Origin of the sequence: Roseomonas sp. CECT 9278, from assembly GCF_918698155.1 — a bacterium.
Taxonomy (GTDB): Bacteria; Pseudomonadota; Alphaproteobacteria; order Acetobacterales; family Acetobacteraceae; genus Neoroseomonas.
Genome location: NZ_CAKKLX010000006.1, coordinates 62,188 through 76,132 on the forward strand (window position 1 = coordinate 62,188; position 13,945 = coordinate 76,132).

The 13,945-nt window shown below is 69.2% G+C and carries 13 protein-coding genes; 6 read left to right on the plus strand and 7 right to left on the minus strand.

Annotated elements, in window-relative coordinates:
• Window positions 1-44: 44 nt before the first annotated feature.
• Complete coding sequence (locus LQ222_RS05865; protein ID WP_230165100.1) at window positions 45-596, minus strand: hypothetical protein; 552 nt, start codon at window positions 594-596, stop codon at window positions 45-47.
• Between the two features lie 399 nt (window positions 597-995).
• On the opposite strand from LQ222_RS05865, the gene LQ222_RS05870 reads away from it, so the two are divergent.
• From LQ222_RS05870 to LQ222_RS05890, 5 genes are read left to right on the plus strand one after another with little or no spacing between them, the layout of a single operon-like run.
• Entirely contained in the window at window positions 996-1,625 is a 630-nt protein-coding gene (locus LQ222_RS05870; protein ID WP_230165101.1) for a hypothetical protein, read from the plus strand.
• Window positions 1,625-1,864: a hypothetical protein gene (locus tag LQ222_RS05875; protein ID WP_230165102.1), complete on the plus strand. Its 240-nt coding sequence runs from the start codon at window positions 1,625-1,627 to the stop codon at window positions 1,862-1,864. The genes LQ222_RS05870 and LQ222_RS05875 overlap by 1 nt, the downstream gene beginning before the upstream one ends.
• Before the next feature lie 2 nt (window positions 1,865-1,866).
• On the plus strand, window positions 1,867-2,169 hold the full coding sequence (locus LQ222_RS05880; protein WP_230165103.1) for a hypothetical protein: 303 nt from the start codon (window positions 1,867-1,869) through the stop codon (window positions 2,167-2,169).
• Complete coding sequence (locus LQ222_RS05885) at window positions 2,166-2,480, plus strand: hypothetical protein (protein WP_230165104.1); 315 nt, start codon at window positions 2,166-2,168, stop codon at window positions 2,478-2,480. The genes LQ222_RS05880 and LQ222_RS05885 overlap by 4 nt, the downstream gene beginning before the upstream one ends.
• A gap of 12 nt (window positions 2,481-2,492) precedes the next feature.
• A complete protein-coding gene (locus LQ222_RS05890; protein ID WP_230165105.1) occupies window positions 2,493-4,637 on the plus strand; it encodes a phage tail tape measure protein in 2,145 nt (714 codons plus the stop codon).
• On the opposite strand, the gene LQ222_RS05895 is transcribed toward LQ222_RS05890, so the two are convergent.
• From LQ222_RS05895 to LQ222_RS05915, 5 genes are all read right to left on the minus strand, one after another.
• Window positions 4,634-5,482: a hypothetical protein gene (locus LQ222_RS05895; protein WP_230165106.1), complete on the minus strand. Its 849-nt coding sequence runs from the start codon at window positions 5,480-5,482 to the stop codon at window positions 4,634-4,636. The two genes, LQ222_RS05890 and LQ222_RS05895, sit on opposite strands and share 4 nt — an antisense overlap.
• A gap of 365 nt (window positions 5,483-5,847) precedes the next feature.
• Window positions 5,848-7,518 (minus strand): NAD+ synthase, encoded by a 1,671-nt coding sequence (locus tag LQ222_RS05900; RefSeq protein WP_230165235.1) that lies wholly within the window; start codon window positions 7,516-7,518, stop codon window positions 5,848-5,850.
• A 35-nt stretch (window positions 7,519-7,553) separates the two neighbouring features.
• A complete protein-coding gene (locus tag LQ222_RS05905) occupies window positions 7,554-8,405 on the minus strand; it encodes a DMT family transporter (protein WP_256444004.1) in 852 nt (283 codons plus the stop codon).
• Window positions 8,406-8,518: 113 nt separating this feature from the next.
• Window positions 8,519-9,700, minus strand: coding sequence for a nicotinate phosphoribosyltransferase (locus LQ222_RS05910; RefSeq protein WP_374202156.1), 1,182 nt, complete (start codon window positions 9,698-9,700; stop codon window positions 8,519-8,521).
• A gap of 53 nt (window positions 9,701-9,753) precedes the next feature.
• Complete coding sequence (locus LQ222_RS05915; protein ID WP_230165109.1) at window positions 9,754-11,133, minus strand: class II 3-deoxy-7-phosphoheptulonate synthase; 1,380 nt, start codon at window positions 11,131-11,133, stop codon at window positions 9,754-9,756.
• A 107-nt stretch (window positions 11,134-11,240) separates the two neighbouring features.
• Between LQ222_RS05915 and LQ222_RS05920 the strand changes: the two genes are divergently transcribed.
• Window positions 11,241-12,407 (plus strand): serine hydrolase, encoded by a 1,167-nt coding sequence (locus LQ222_RS05920; protein ID WP_230165110.1) that lies wholly within the window; start codon window positions 11,241-11,243, stop codon window positions 12,405-12,407.
• A 23-nt stretch (window positions 12,408-12,430) separates the two neighbouring features.
• Here the strand turns inward: LQ222_RS05920 and gorA are convergent, their stop codons facing one another.
• The gene (gorA, locus tag LQ222_RS05925; RefSeq protein WP_230165111.1) at window positions 12,431-13,810 is read right to left on the minus strand and encodes a glutathione-disulfide reductase; all 1,380 of its coding nucleotides are present in this window, start codon (window positions 13,808-13,810) and stop codon (window positions 12,431-12,433) included.
• Between the last annotated feature and the right edge of the window lie 135 nt (window positions 13,811-13,945).

Consider the following 13,945-nt stretch of genomic DNA (forward strand, 5'->3'; position numbering starts at 1 on the left):
AAGGCCGTCCGTCCCCCGTCCCGCGCGAGCGACGACCCCGCCGGTCAGAGGCCGACCACCTCCTCCCCCCGGCGCACCTTGCCCCGCAGGACGTTCCCGAGGTTCATCCGGAACTGGCCGGTCTTGAGGTGCGCCCACCTCCCCGCGTCGATCGCATTCCGCGCCGCGAGGTCTTCCAGGGCTGCCCTCAGTTCCGGCCCGGCGAGGTTCTGGCAAACCCGGCCGAGAGCCAGGGCGACCTCGTCCCCGTTGGACGTGCGACCGGTCTCGTCCTTCACATACCTGGCCCTGAACTTCGCCATCTGACGGGCAAGGGCTGACTGGCCACCCTCCTCCTCCTCGGGTTCCGGGTCTTCCAGGTCGCCGGGCTGCCCGCCCTCGTGTTCGCCGTTCTGCTCAAGGTCCGAGGCGAGGTCGTTGTATTCCTCATAGCCGGCCTCCTCGAGCATGTCGGCCGCCGCTTGCAGCGCGGCCTTCGGGTTCTCCGCGGCCGTGATGATGACGTCCTCGAAACGGACGACCACCTGCCCGGCCTCCTCGGTCAGGGTCAGGCCGAGACGTGCGGCGCGGGCTGCGGTGGCGTGATGGATGGCCATTGGTGTTGCTCCTGGTCGGCGTGATTGCCGTGCCAGTATAAAACCACGCCGGAACCTCCCGCATAAGTTCTCGCACTCAGTGTTACTTGCAGACTGACCTTGCGTTCTGCGCAACCTTGCGTTCGAAACTTGAGGGGGGAATGTTCGAAGCGGTGACCCCCCTATCCCCAAACCACCGGCCCCTAAGACTTGTGTAGGCTGTCACCCGGGGCACTCGAACTATAGTTCGCGTTACTCGACACAACTCGCCCTATTCTGCGCGCCATCTTGACACACTCAAAGAACTGTGCTAGACTGTCATGCCGGTCCCACGGACCTGCGCGAACATCATCCGGCGGGTGCTTAGTGGCCTCCCTGGCTAAGCGCCCGCCGGATGGCCGCAACAGGGAACCCCTCGCAATGTCAGCCTCCCAGACTGCAACCGCCGCCCCCCGCCCGGCCCCTATCTCGGAGTCGGAATGGTTCTCGAGGCAGGGTTTTCCGCCGCTTGATGCGGATAGCGCCGCGCGCACGGCCGTCCTGTTCCGCAAGTGCAGCGAAGCCGGGGTCGTGCCGCAGCCCTTGCAGACGGGCGGTGCCCACCATTCCGGCGCAGGCCCCTTGGGCGCTTCGCCCAGAATTGGAATCATCCTTCCGGCCACCGCCACCCGGCCGCAGACCCCAATTCTGTGCCTGTTCGCCTACCGGACGAACCGGCCCATTCCGGGGAGCAAGGAGGCGCAGGTGACCTCGGCCGAAGCCTCGATGGTGCTTACGCATATCGACGCGCAGCGCGTCTATGACTTCGATGATGCGTGTGCCCACCTCGACGAGGCAATCGCAGCGGGCGCCCGACCGATCGACCTCCCGCCCGTGCCGCGGGGCACCATCCTGTCGGCGCCGGTCACGCCGCCAACCATTATCACGCTGCTGGCCTCGCTGCTCGAGGAACAGCGTGCCGGCAGCACCCTCCTGCGGCAGGTGCTGGCGCAACTCCAATGGAATGCCGGCGCTCCACAGCCCGGCGACACGGACGAGGAGTTCAACTGATGTCCGACATCTTCCGTGCGCCGGGCAAGGCGAAGCCGCACGTCAAGCACACCTCGGCGCAGGTGCAGCGGTCCGTGTCGTTCACCGACCTCGACCGCTTCCGTGATGGCTTCCTTATGTTCCTCAAGCAGATGAACACGGAGAAGGCTGCCCTTGAGCGGGCGCAGCACACCATCATCACGGGCCGGATCGCCGCGCTGGAACGCGAGGTCGCAGAACTCAAGGCGAGGAGCAAGTAACGATGACGATGGAATACACGCGCGGTGCGGGGGGTCTGCTCGCGAAGGCCGCTTCCCTGTTCGCGAAGGAACCGCCCACGCCCACGCCGACCCCGCCGGGTCTTGTGAGCCGTGAGCGCGCCGTGCGCCTCCGTGATGCCGCCGCGATGAAGGTGGGCAGCATTCGTGAAATGCAGGCCAAGTTCGCCAAGTCGCTGGCCACCGCGGAAGCCGACCTCTGCAACGCGCAGATGCACCTGGACCGGCTGGACGAACACGAGGCCGCGGCCCGTGTCACCGCCCGGGCCGTGGTGCCGGCGCCGTGACCGACGACCCCGGTGGCACCGACATCGTTGTCGATGTCAGGCCCATACTCACGCTGATCACCGAGGGCTTCTTGCGCACCGAGCGCCAGAGCCGTGACGAGGCCGCCGCCGCCACGGCGCACCTGCCCGCGGACGTGCGCGCGGCCGTCGAGCATCACCGCCGCCAAGTCATGGACGCCATCGTGGCCGACGCCTTCAAGCACGTGGTCAAGGCCCTGGTGACGTTCAGAGAGACCGGCGCCCCGCCCACGCAGCCCGTGCTGCCCAACCCGCCTATCCCGGACCCGCCGCCCGGCAGTTCCATCAACTGAGGAGCGCGACCTATGGCCACCGCAGACCTCGTCATTGCCTTCGACGCCCGCATCGGGAACCTGGAAGCAGCGCTCAAGCGAACCGAGAGCGCGCTGCGTCGCACCGAGCGCACGTCCGAGAACGCCAGCCGCGCAATCGGCAACAGCATGTCGAGCGCCACCAGCCGTGCGAGCGCCGCGTTGGCCGGCCTGGGTCGCAACCTCCTAGCGGTCACAGCAGGCTACATTGCCCTCGACAAGGCCATCGGGGCCATCAGCAACGCCATCAGCCAGACCACGGCCCTGGCCAACGCCAGCCAGTCGCTGGGCGTCAGTGCGCGCGATCTGCTAGCCTTGCAAGGTGCCTTCCAGGCCGTGGGCGCCGACGCCGACAAGGCCACCGATGTGCTAGGCGAATTCCGCCTTGCGGTTGCCGAGGCCAGCCGCGGCGACGAGGCGAAGAACAACATCTTCGCGACGCTGGGCGTCGCGTTCCGCAACATCGACGGTTCGGCCCGTGACACCTCGCTTATCTTCGACGACCTGTCGTCGGCATTTCGCGAAATGTCCAGCGACACCGAGCGCCTGGGCGTGGCGATGCAACTCTTCGGAGAAGACAACGCGCGCGTCGCCATTGCCGCGATGGCGCAACTCGGAGACACGCTGGCTTCCACGCAGACGAGGTCGGAGAGGTTCGGCGTCTCCCTCGCCACCGATGCCGTGGACAGCGTTCGGCGCCTGAGCCTCGCGTGGGACGACCTGGGCTCCGTCATCAACACCGCCATAACGAATGCCATCGCGTTCGTCACGCCCGTGATTGCGACCTTCCTCGACTACATCACGAATGCCATCGCGTTCGTCATCAACAGAATTGAGGACATCGTCGGCACCTTCCGGTTGGTGGGCCAACTGTTCAACATCATCCCCACCTCGCCACTCGAGGCCGCGACCCGGCGCGTCACGCAACTCGACAACGCGATGCAGGGCCTGTTGCAGCAGGAACGGCGCCTGCTTGAGGCCCAACAGAACGCCAGCAGGGACCCGGACTCGTTCGCCGCGCAGCAGAACGCGGTGCTTCTGGCAGACGTCCAGGCCCGTGCGCAGGCCACGACCAACGAACTGGCCACCGCGCGGCGCGAACTCGCCGGGCTGCGCCGCGACGCCTCCCTGCCCCTACCACCCAACGCGCCGCAGACGCCCACGGCCATCGGCGGAGGCGGAGGTAGCGCGTCGCGCGCCGTGGATGAACTGGCAGCCGCCGCGCAGCGCCTGTATGACCAGACCAGGAACCCGTTGGAGAACTTTAACGCTTCCATCGCGCGAACCTTCGAACTGTTTAGCAGCGGCCGGCTTTCGGCCCTCGGCGGCATCGAGACCGTCACCCGGGCCGTGGAAACCTACGCCACGACGCTCAGCACGTCGCTCACGCAGGGTGGCGCCAGCGCCGAGCAGGCCCGCGCGAAGGTGGATGCCGCCCTGGCCGCGATGGGAGAGAGCCTCGCGGGTAGCGGCCTGTCATTTGAGCAGTGGCAAGCAATCGCGAAGCGCGCCACGGATGCCGTGGCGAGCGGTGCGCAGTCCACGGCGACCGCGCTGCAGAAGGCGAGCGACAGCGCCGCGGAAGCAATCGACGGGCAGTTCAGCGCCACGCTGGCCGCACTTGGCACCGGGGCCGTGTCATTCGAAGATGCATGGAAGAAGACCCTCTCAAGCATCCTGAGTTCGGTCATCGACTTCGTCTACAAGATGACCATCCAGGCGGCCATCCTACAGACGCTCAAGGCAGCCTTCAATGCGTTCGGTGGGGCCATCGGCACGCCACCGCCGGGCAGCGGGGGCAGCACGGGCCAGGGCCGCGCCTTCGCGGGCTTCCCTGCGGAGGGTGGCGACGGCGGCGGGGGCGTGGCGCGCGCGCTGTCCTTCGGAAGCGAGGGCGGCACCATCGGGCGCGGGCTGGTAATCCCGGACCCGCAGGCCCGCGGCGGTGGCGACGTGAACATCGTCGTGAACAACACGGCACCAAACACCAGGGCGACCGCAACCGAGCGGACGAACAGCCTGGGGGGCCGCGAGATTGAAATCGCCGTGGTGGCCCTTGTCCAAGATGCGATGGCCAAGGGCCAGATGGACGGCGTCATGCGGCAGTCATTCGGCGTTGCGCGCCGGGGGGCTATCTAGCCCCCCATCCTCTCCGTGAGCGCGGCCAGCACTTCGGCCTCATTCACCCGGCTATAGACGCGCAGCGTGGTGCTGGTGTTCCCCGTATGGCCGCTGAACCTCTGCACGACAGGCAGGGGCACCGAATTCATAAGCCATTCCGTGATGACCATGGCGCGCAGGTCATGTGCGGTGTTCTCAAGCCCGAGCCGATCGAACAGACGCCGGATGCGCATGCTATAGACCAGCGTGCGATGCGGCCATGCCCGGCCCCCGCCCGCGTCGATGCGCCTGTTGACCAACTCCGCAAGGTCCAGGCCCCGGATGACGGGCAGGGGGATGATGGCCGCCTTCGGGCCTCGCGGGTCTTTTCTCCGGACCGCCTGCGCGCGGCCGTCCGGACCGTGCCGCGTCTCCGCCGAAAACTGCAGAGCCTCCCCCATGCGCAGAGGGAGGTGCGCGAGCAGGGTTATCAGGTCCCTTGTCTCGTCGTCCCGGGCCGCCGCCGCCGCTTCCATAGCCTGCGCGAAGGTTATCCGGGCCGTGCGCACCTTGGACCGACCTATCAGGCCCATCCCGGTTGCCGTGGACCGCGCCTCCTCGAGGGCGTTCACATTGACAGGTAGGTTGCGGGCGTCCTTCGCCCCGCGCATGGCCGCGGTCAGATAGGACAGGAACGACGCCCGGGTCGCAGGTCCCCGACCTTCCATGTCCTTCAACCAGGCTATTACCCTGGTCTTGCTCAGGTCGCGCAGCGGAACGAGGCCAATCTCGCGCCGGATGACGGCGAGGGTGTTCTCCTTATTCTGACCCCATGCCTTGCTGTCCGCGAAGTCTGCAACATAGCCGTCGATGGCGTCTGCCACCGTGCGCGCCGGCCCTGCACGCCCGACAACCTCACCTCTGCGAATGCCGGCTTCTGTCGCCGTTATCCACGCCTGAGCGTCTGCCTTCGTGCTGAAAGTTCTAAACTGCGACTGCCCGTCGCGGCGCACAGCCGCGGTCCAGGCCCCCGACCTCTGCCTCAGACTTCCCATGCCTTGCCCCTCCTGCCCGGCGCCGACCCCTGTGTCGTGACACGCCCCGGACACAAAAGACCCGGGCGTGTCAGGGCACAAGTGGGTCAGGCGAGGACGCGTCGGGAGGAGGCGTTACCCCAGCGAGTGTTCGGAAACCCTTGATGGCGGGCCGTGCCGGGCGTGTCAAGGCCGCGACGGGCACGGGCAGGAGGTCAGCGAACGAGAGCGGTGAAGCCGTTGGTGATCGGATACCGCCGGTCGCGGCCAAACGCGCGTGCGGTGATCTTCACCCCCGGCGGCGCCTGGCGGCGCTTGTACTCGGCGCGGTCCAGCAGCTTCCACACGCGCAGCACCAACGCGCGGTCATGGCCGTCGGCCACCAGCGCATCGACGGATTTCTCGCCCTCGATCAGCCCTTCCAGGATGGCGTCCAGCACCTCATAGGGCGGCAGGCTGTCCTGGTCCTTCTGGTCGGGGCGCAGTTCGGCGGACGGCGGCTTGGTGATGACGCGATCTGGCATCACCAGCCCGGCGGGGCCAAGCCCGCCTGCCGGCACATGCGCGTTGCGCCAACGGCACAGCGCGAAGACCATGGTCTTGTAGACATCCTTCAGCACCGAATAGCCGCCCGCCATGTCGCCATAGATGGTGGCGTAGCCGGTGCTCATCTCGGACTTGTTGCCGGTGGTCAGCAGCATCGATCCGAACTTGTTCGACAGCGCCATCAGCGTGACGCCGCGGATGCGCGACTGGATGTTTTCCTCGGTGATGTCGGCCGGACGGTTGCCGAAGGCCGGCGCCAGCATGGCCCCGAAGGCCTCCATCGCCGGGCCGATGCCGATGGTGTCGTAGCGGATGCCGAGCAGGCGGGCGCATTCCGCCGCGTCCTCCAGGCTGTCGGCGCTGGTATAGGGCGATGGCATCATCACCGCATGGACGCGGTCCGCCCCCAGCGCATCGACCGCCACAGCGGCCGAGATGGCAGAATCGATGCCGCCGGACAGCCCCAGCACCACGCCGGGAAAGCCGTTCTTGTTCACATAGTCCCGCAGGCCGAGTGTCATCGCGCCATAGACCTGCCCGAGGCTATCGGGCGTGCGCGTGATCTCGCCCGGCGTGCAGACCAGGCGATCGCCCTCGCGCCGCCATTCGGTCACTACCACGCGTTCCTCAAACATCGGCAGCAGCTGCGCCAGCGACCGGTCGGGGTTCAGCACGAAGGACGCGCCGTCGAACACGATCTCGTCCTGCGCGCCCACCTGGCCGAGGAAGACGAAGGGCAGCCCGGTCTCGACCACGCGCGAGACCGCCAGCGGCAGGCGCTGGCAGTCGTGCTTGTCGGCTTCGAAGGGGGAACCGTTGACCGAGAGCAGGATCTCGGCGCCGGTCTCGCACAGCGTCTCCGCCACGGTCGGCAGCCACCAATCCTCGCAGACCATCAGCCCGATCCGGAAGCCTCGGAAGGGAACGGGGCCGGGCACCGGGCCGGCGTCGAACACACGCTTTTCGTCGAACACGCCGTAGTTGGGCAGTTCGTGCTTGGCGCGGCGCGCGGCGATCCGTCCGCCATCGAGCAGGAAGGCGGCGTTGAACAGCTTCCCGCCATCCTGCCAGGGGCCGCCGACGATCAGTCCCGGCCCGCCATCCGCGGTCTCGGCGGCCAGTTCGGCGATGACCTCCGCGCAGGCGGCGACATAGGCCGGCTTGCGGACCAGGTCCTCGGGCAGATACCCGCCCACCGAGAATTCCGGCGTGACCACCAGGTCGGCGCCCAGCCGCGCCCCCTCGGCCCGCGCGGCGCGGATGCGGTCGGCATTGGCGCGCAGCGCGCCCACATGCGTGGTGTTGATCTGCGCGAGGGCGATCTTCAGCGTGTCGGCCATGATGGCGGATAGATAGAGCAACCCGCGCGCCCGCGTCAGGGGGGACGCCGCCCGATCCCCACCAACATGCCGGCCGAGACCATCAGCACCGCCAGGATGCCGACCGGCGGCAGCACCTCCCCCAGCAGCGGCCAGGCGGTCAGCGCGACCAGGGCGGGCACCGCCGCGCCGATCATGGTCGTCGCGGTCGGCCCCAGCGCCGCGACCGATCGCGTGTAGAGGATGCCCGCCAGCACCGAGGCCCCTGCCCCCTGGAACGCCGCCTGCGTCAGGATCACCGTCCAGGATGCCTGCGCCAGGCCCGAGGGCAGGAACAACCACCAGATCGGCAGGAAGATCGGTGCGGCCAGCAGCCCGATCGCGATGGTGGTATCGAGCGCCGGCAATGCCCAGCGTTGCACGAGCAGCGTATAGACCGCCCAGCTCGACACCGCCGCCAGGAACAGCAGGTCGCCCCGCCAGGCACCCTCCCAGGCGCCGCTCGTGGTCCAGGCCAGCAACACGCTGCCCAGGCAGATGACGCCGAGCCCCGCCACCCGCCGCAGCGTCAGCCGCGACTGACCGAGCGCGGCGCCGAGCAGCGCGGTGACGGCAGGCAGGCCAGCCGCCATCACCGTCGCGCCATGCGCTGCCGGCGCCAGCTGGTACCCGGCATAGGCGCAGAGCGGGAAGCCAAAGCCGGCGAAGACCAGCACCGCCGGCAGCCGGCGCGGCGCGATCCGCGGCCGGCCATGCAGGGCCAGCAGCGGCAGCACGCAGACGAAGGCGCCGAGGTAGCGCAGCATCGCCACATCCCAGGGCGTCAGCCCGTCGCGGACGATGAAGCGCGAGACCAGGTGGAAGCTCGCCCAGACCAGCAGCAGCAACCCGGCGCAGAGCCAGCCGATGCGCCGTTCGCGCGCGCTGTCGGTCTGGCTTGGCGAGGTTCAGCCCTCGACGCGCGGGCCGGCTGGGGCGACGGATGCGCCGCAGGGCGCCGGCCCGGCGCGGCGCACCACCCTCATGCGTGGCCGCCGTTCTTCCGCCGCGCCTCGCCATGGCGCAGCAGGAACTCGCGGCCGACCTTCACGCGCGCGGCGCCGTCATAGTCGACGATGTCGGCGGTGGCGTAGGTCTCGCTCCAGACATCGGGAATGAAGGACCCGGTGCCGACCACGTCGATCGGCGCGCGGGCCTCGTGCATGACGCGGCACTTGCCCACGCCGAAGCCGGAGGAGGCGACGATCCGCACCTTGGGGAAGCCCGCTTCGTCCAGCGCCTCGCGCATCCGCCACACCGCAGCGGCGGAGACACCGGTGCCGACCAGGTGCCGCAGCTCCGTCTCGCTGCGGTAGCGGCGGATCGCACCGGGCGCGTGGCGTTCCAGCACGGCGTAGGATTCCGCCGGGTCGAGCCCTTCCAGGAACCGCCCGCCATGGGTGTCGAGCCGCATCGCGAGCCGGCCTTCCGCGGCGAGCGCGGGAAAACGGTGCGCCACCGCGAGCCCGTCGGTCACCTCCCGCCCGAAGTAATCCACCAGCACCGTCAAGGCCTCGGTCGGGAAGGCCTCGTGGAACATCTCGGCGGCCCGCACGGTGGACCCGGCATAGCCGATCAGCGCATGCGGCATGGTACCGCGCCCGGCATTCTGGCCGAACCAGTGCGCGGTGGCGTCGTTGGCATTGCCGATGAAGCCGCGGGCGCCCTCGGCCTGGGCCGCGCGGGACCCGACGGCGGCGGCATAGGCCATCATCTCCTGCATCTCGGCGCCGGCGCAGTGCCGCGCCTCCATGGCCAGGAACGCCACGCCCGGCAGTTCCAGGCACATCTGGTAGGCGTTGTGCGCGGCGACGCAGGCCGCGCCCAGCTTCTGCAGCAGGATGGTCTCGAGGTCCGCCAGCGCCACGAAGGACCCGGTCACATACAGCAGCGGGTCGCCCGCGCCGACCCACTGCCCTTCCTCGTGCATCAATTCGATGTCGATGTCGGCGCCGCGCGCCTTGGCCACCGCGCGCAGCCAATCCAGCATCAGCCGTGGTGCGGAGACCACCGGCCGGCGCAGGAACACCGCATAGGTCACGCGCGCATCGCCGAAGCGCTGCACGATCGCCTTGGTGCGGTTGAAGTAGGAATCGGTCCGCGCGGCGATCACCGCATCGGCGGTATCGGCCGCCGGCGCATCGGGCGCCGCGCGCCGCGGCACCCCGGTGGCCAGCGCGGCACCGAGCGGGGTGCCGCCCAGCGGTGGCGGCTTGTTCACTGCGCGGCCTGGGCCGGCGCCGCCTGCCCGGCCGACCTGCGCGCCTTCAATTCCTCCGCGATCAGGAAGGCCAGTTCCAGCGACTGCTCGGCATTCAGCCGCGGGTCGCAGAAGGTCGCGTAGTTGGCGGACAGGTCGGTCTCGGACAGCCGGTGCGCACCGCCCAGGCATTCGGTCACGTCGGAGCCGGTCATCTCGACATGCACGCCGCCGGCGATGGTGCCCTCGGCCTCGTGCACGTCGAAGAAGCCGCGCACCTCTGCCAGGATGGAATCGAAGACGCGGGTCTTGTAGCCGGCGACCGTCGTGGTGTTGCCGTGCATCGGGTCGCACAGCCAGGTGACGTTGCGCCCGGCCTTCTGGACCGCGCGCACCAGCGGCGCCAGCTTGGCCTCGACCTTGTCGTGACCCATGCGGGAGATCAGGGTCAGCCGGCCCTTCTCGTTCACCGGGTTCAGGATTTCGGTCAGGCGCACCAGCTCGTCCGCATCCATGGACGGGCCGACCTTCATGCCGATCGGGTTCTTCACGCCGCGCAGGAATTCCACATGCGCGCCGTCCGGCTGGCGGGTGCGGTCGCCGATCCACAGGAAGTGGGCCGAACAGGCATAGGCATCGCCGGTGGTGGAATCCACGCGGGTCAGCGCCTGCTCATAGGGCAGCAGCAGGCTTTCGTGGCTGGTGTAGAAATCCGTCTCGCGCACCTGCGGCAGGTCGGACATGCCACACGCCTGCATGAAGTTCAGCGTCTGGTCGATGCGCGTGGCCAGGTCCGCATAGCGGCTGGCCAGCGGGCTGCGCTCGACGAAGCCGAGGTTCCAGCGGTGCACATGGTGCAGGTCCGCATACCCACCCGTCGCGAAGGCGCGCAGCAGGTTCATCGTGCCGGCCGACTGCATGTAGGCGAATTCCATGCGCGACGGGTCGGGGATGCGCGCCTCGGGCGTGAAGTCGGGGCCGTTGACGATGTCGCCACGATAGGATGGCAGGGAGACGCCGTTCTGGGTCTCAGTGTCGCTGCTGCGCGGCTTGGCGAACTGCCCCGCCATGCGCCCGAGCTTCACCACCGGCACCTGGCCGCCGAAGGTCAGCACCACGGCCATCTGCAGCAGCACGCGGAAGGTGTCGCGGATGACGTTGGCGGTGAAGTCGCCGAAGCTCTCGGCGCAGTCCCCGCCCTGCAGCACGAAGGCCTGTCCATCGCCGGCGCGCGCGAGCGCCGCCCGGAGGCGCCGGGCCTCGCCTGCAAAAACCAGCGGGGGAAATCGCGCGATCTTCCCTTCCATCGCGGCAAGCGCCGCCTGGTCCGGGTAGTCCGGCACCTGCCGGATCGGCATCGCCCGCCATGATTCGGGGCTCCAGCCTCGCGCGGTCATTGTCTGGCACTCTCCTCCATGAAAGCCCGCCACCTTAGCCGCGCGGCCGGGGATGGGGGAAGTGCGGCGTCCGTGCGAGGCTTGCGGGGCCGCCATGAGAGGACGCCATGGACCACAACGACGCTGTCGCAATCCTGATGCAGGGGGCCGTGCAGGCCGGCGAGATCCCGGGGGTGGTGGTCGCCGCCGGCGGGCGGGACGAAGCGGGCTTCGTCGCCGGGTATGGCCTCCGCCGGCTGGGCACGGACGATGCCATGGCAGGGGATACGGTGTTCTGGATCGCCTCCATGACCAAGGCGATCACCGCGACCGCGGCGATGCGCCTGGTCGAGGCCGGGCGGCTGTCGCTCGATGCCCCGGCGGCGGAGGTGCTGCCGGCGCTCGGCGCCGTGCAGGTGCTGGAGGGCTTCGACGCCGCCGGCCAGCCGGTGCTGCGCGCGCCCCGGCGCCCGGTCACGCTGCGGCACCTGCTGACCCATACCTCCGGCTTCGCCTACGACATGTGGAGCGCGGAGATCCTGCGCTTCCGCAAGGCCACCGGCACGCCATCCATGAGCACCTGCCGCAACGCCGCACTGAACCTGCCGCTGCTGTTCGACCCCGGCGAGGGCTGGCACTACGGCATCGGCCTCGACTGGGCGGGCAAGATGGTCGAGGCGGTGACCGGCCAGCGGCTCGGCACGCATATGGCGGAGACCATCTTTGGCCCGCTCGGCATGACCGACACGGCCTTCAAGCTGCGACCCGACATGCGCGCCCGCCTGGCGGGCATGCATGTGCGCGCCGCCGATGGCGCCCTGGCGCCGATCCCCTTCGAGACCGAGCAGGACCCGGAATTCGATACCGGCGGCGGCGGGCTGTATTCCACCGCCGCCGACTACATGGCCTTCGCGAGGATGATCCTGAATGGCGGGCGGCATGGGCGGGAGCGGTTGCTGAAGGCCACGACGGTCGCCGAGATGGCGCGCGACCAGATCGCGCCGCTATCGGTGCAGCCCATGGTCAGCGCGCTGCCCGCCGCAACCCATGACGCGGATTTCTTCCCCGGCCTGTCCTGCGGCTGGGGCCTGTCGTTCCTGGTCAACCGCGCGCAGTCGCCGCAGGGCCGCGCGGCGGGCGGGCTGGCCTGGGCGGGGCTGGGCAATACCTTCTACTGGATCGACCATGGGCGCGGCACGGCGGGGGTCTTCCTCAGCCAGATCCTGCCCTTCTTCGACGCCAAGGCGGTCGGCCTGTTCCGCGGCTTCGAGGCACGGATCAACGGCCTGGCGTGAGGCGCCGATGCGGCGGGCGGCGGCTACTGCGCCGCCTGAACCACGCCGGCCTCGCGCGTGCGGGTGCGCAGCGTGACGAATTCCTCGGCGGCGGTCGGGTGGATGCCGATGGTGCGGTCGAAATCCTGCTTCGTCGCGCCCATCGCGATGGCGATGCCGATGCCCTGCATGATCTCGGCGGAATCCTCGCCGAGCATATGTGCGCCCAGCACCTTCTGCGTGCGCTGGCAGACCACCAGCTTCATCAGCGTGCGCCGTCCTTCCCGCTTGCTGATGGTGTGGCGCATCGGCGTGAAGCGCGTGGCGTAGATGTCCACCGGGCCGATCCGCGCCGCGTCGGTCTCCGTCAGGCCGACCGTCGCGATGGGGGGCGACATGAACACGGCGGTGGGCACGTTCTCGTAGCTGGCGCGGCGCGGGTTGTTGCCGAACAGCGTATCGGCCAGGGCGTGGCCGACGGCGGTGGCCATCGGCGTCAGGTTCACCCGGTCGATCACATCGCCGATGGCGTAGATGTGCGGCACCGATGTGCGGTGTTCGTCATCCACCGTGACCGCGCCCGCTTCGTTCGTCGCCACGCCGGCGGCGTCCAGGCCAAGCCCCGCGGTGTTCGGCGCGCGGCCGGTGCAGAAGAACACCGCATCGGCCTCGCGCATGAAGTTGTTGGACATTGACACCATCAGGTGGCCGTCGACCTCGGCGATGCGCGTCGGCGCGACATCGGGGTTCAGGCGCATGCCCTGCGCGGCCAGCGCCTCGGCGGCCGCGCCGCGGACATCCTCGTCGAAGCCGCGCAGCGGCAGGGGGGCGCGGTACATCAGGTCCACCTCGGAGCCCAGCCCCTGCAGGATTGTGGCGAATTCCACCGCGATGTAGCCCGCCCCGATGACGATGCTGCGCCTGGGCAGCGCCTTCAGCGTGAACAGGTCGTCCGAGACCAGGCCGAGCTCCGCGCCCGGGATGTCGAGGCGCAGCGGGGTGCCGCCGGTCGCGATGACGATGCGTTCCGCCGTGACGCGCTGGCCGCCGACATCGAGCGTGTGTGCGTCGATGAAGGTCGCGCGCGCATCGAAGGAGGTGACGCCCGCGCCCGCCAGCAGCTTGCCGTAGATGCCCGACAGGCGCGCGACCTCGGCATCGCGCGCGGCGGCAAGCTTGCCCCAGTCGTGGCCGGCGACCGTGATGTCCCAGCCGAAGGCCGCTGCATCCTGCGCCCAGGCGCCGTATTCGGCGGCGTTCACCATGATCTTCTTGGGCACGCAGCCGACATTGACGCAGGTGCCGCCCCAGAAGCGTTGCTCGGCCACCGCCACGCGCGCCCCGTGCCCCGCGGCAATGCGCCCGCAGCGCACGCCGGCCGAGCCGCCGCCGATGACAAAAAGGTCGAAATCATAGGCGGCCATGGTGCGCTCCGTGTCTTGCAGGGCAGGATATCGGCAGGATGGGGCGGAAGGCCAATGGGGCGCCCGGCATGGCTGCCGCGCCAGGCGTGCGGACCGACACATTCGCGCCACGCCCTTTGGTTCAGACTGGCCCGA

Excerpts from the sequence above, each read along its gene's own strand:
- LQ222_RS05865 (WP_230165100.1), bottom strand. The coding sequence starts at position 596 with ATGGCCATCCATCACGCCACCGCAGCCCGCGCCGCACGTCTCGGCCTG.
- LQ222_RS05870 (WP_230165101.1), top strand. The coding sequence starts at position 996 with ATGTCAGCCTCCCAGACTGCAACCGCCGCCCCCCGCCCGGCCCCTATC.
- LQ222_RS05875 (WP_230165102.1), top strand. The coding sequence starts at position 1,625 with ATGTCCGACATCTTCCGTGCGCCGGGCAAGGCGAAGCCGCACGTCAAG.
- LQ222_RS05880 (WP_230165103.1), top strand. The coding sequence starts at position 1,867 with ATGACGATGGAATACACGCGCGGTGCGGGGGGTCTGCTCGCGAAGGCC.
- LQ222_RS05890 (WP_230165105.1), top strand. The coding sequence starts at position 2,493 with ATGGCCACCGCAGACCTCGTCATTGCCTTCGACGCCCGCATCGGGAAC.
- LQ222_RS05900 (WP_230165235.1), bottom strand. The coding sequence starts at position 7,518 with ATGGCCGACACGCTGAAGATCGCCCTCGCGCAGATCAACACCACGCAT.
- LQ222_RS05915 (WP_230165109.1), bottom strand. The coding sequence starts at position 11,133 with ATGACCGCGCGAGGCTGGAGCCCCGAATCATGGCGGGCGATGCCGATC.
- LQ222_RS05920 (WP_230165110.1), top strand. The coding sequence starts at position 11,241 with ATGGACCACAACGACGCTGTCGCAATCCTGATGCAGGGGGCCGTGCAG.
- gorA (WP_230165111.1), bottom strand. The coding sequence starts at position 13,810 with ATGGCCGCCTATGATTTCGACCTTTTTGTCATCGGCGGCGGCTCGGCC.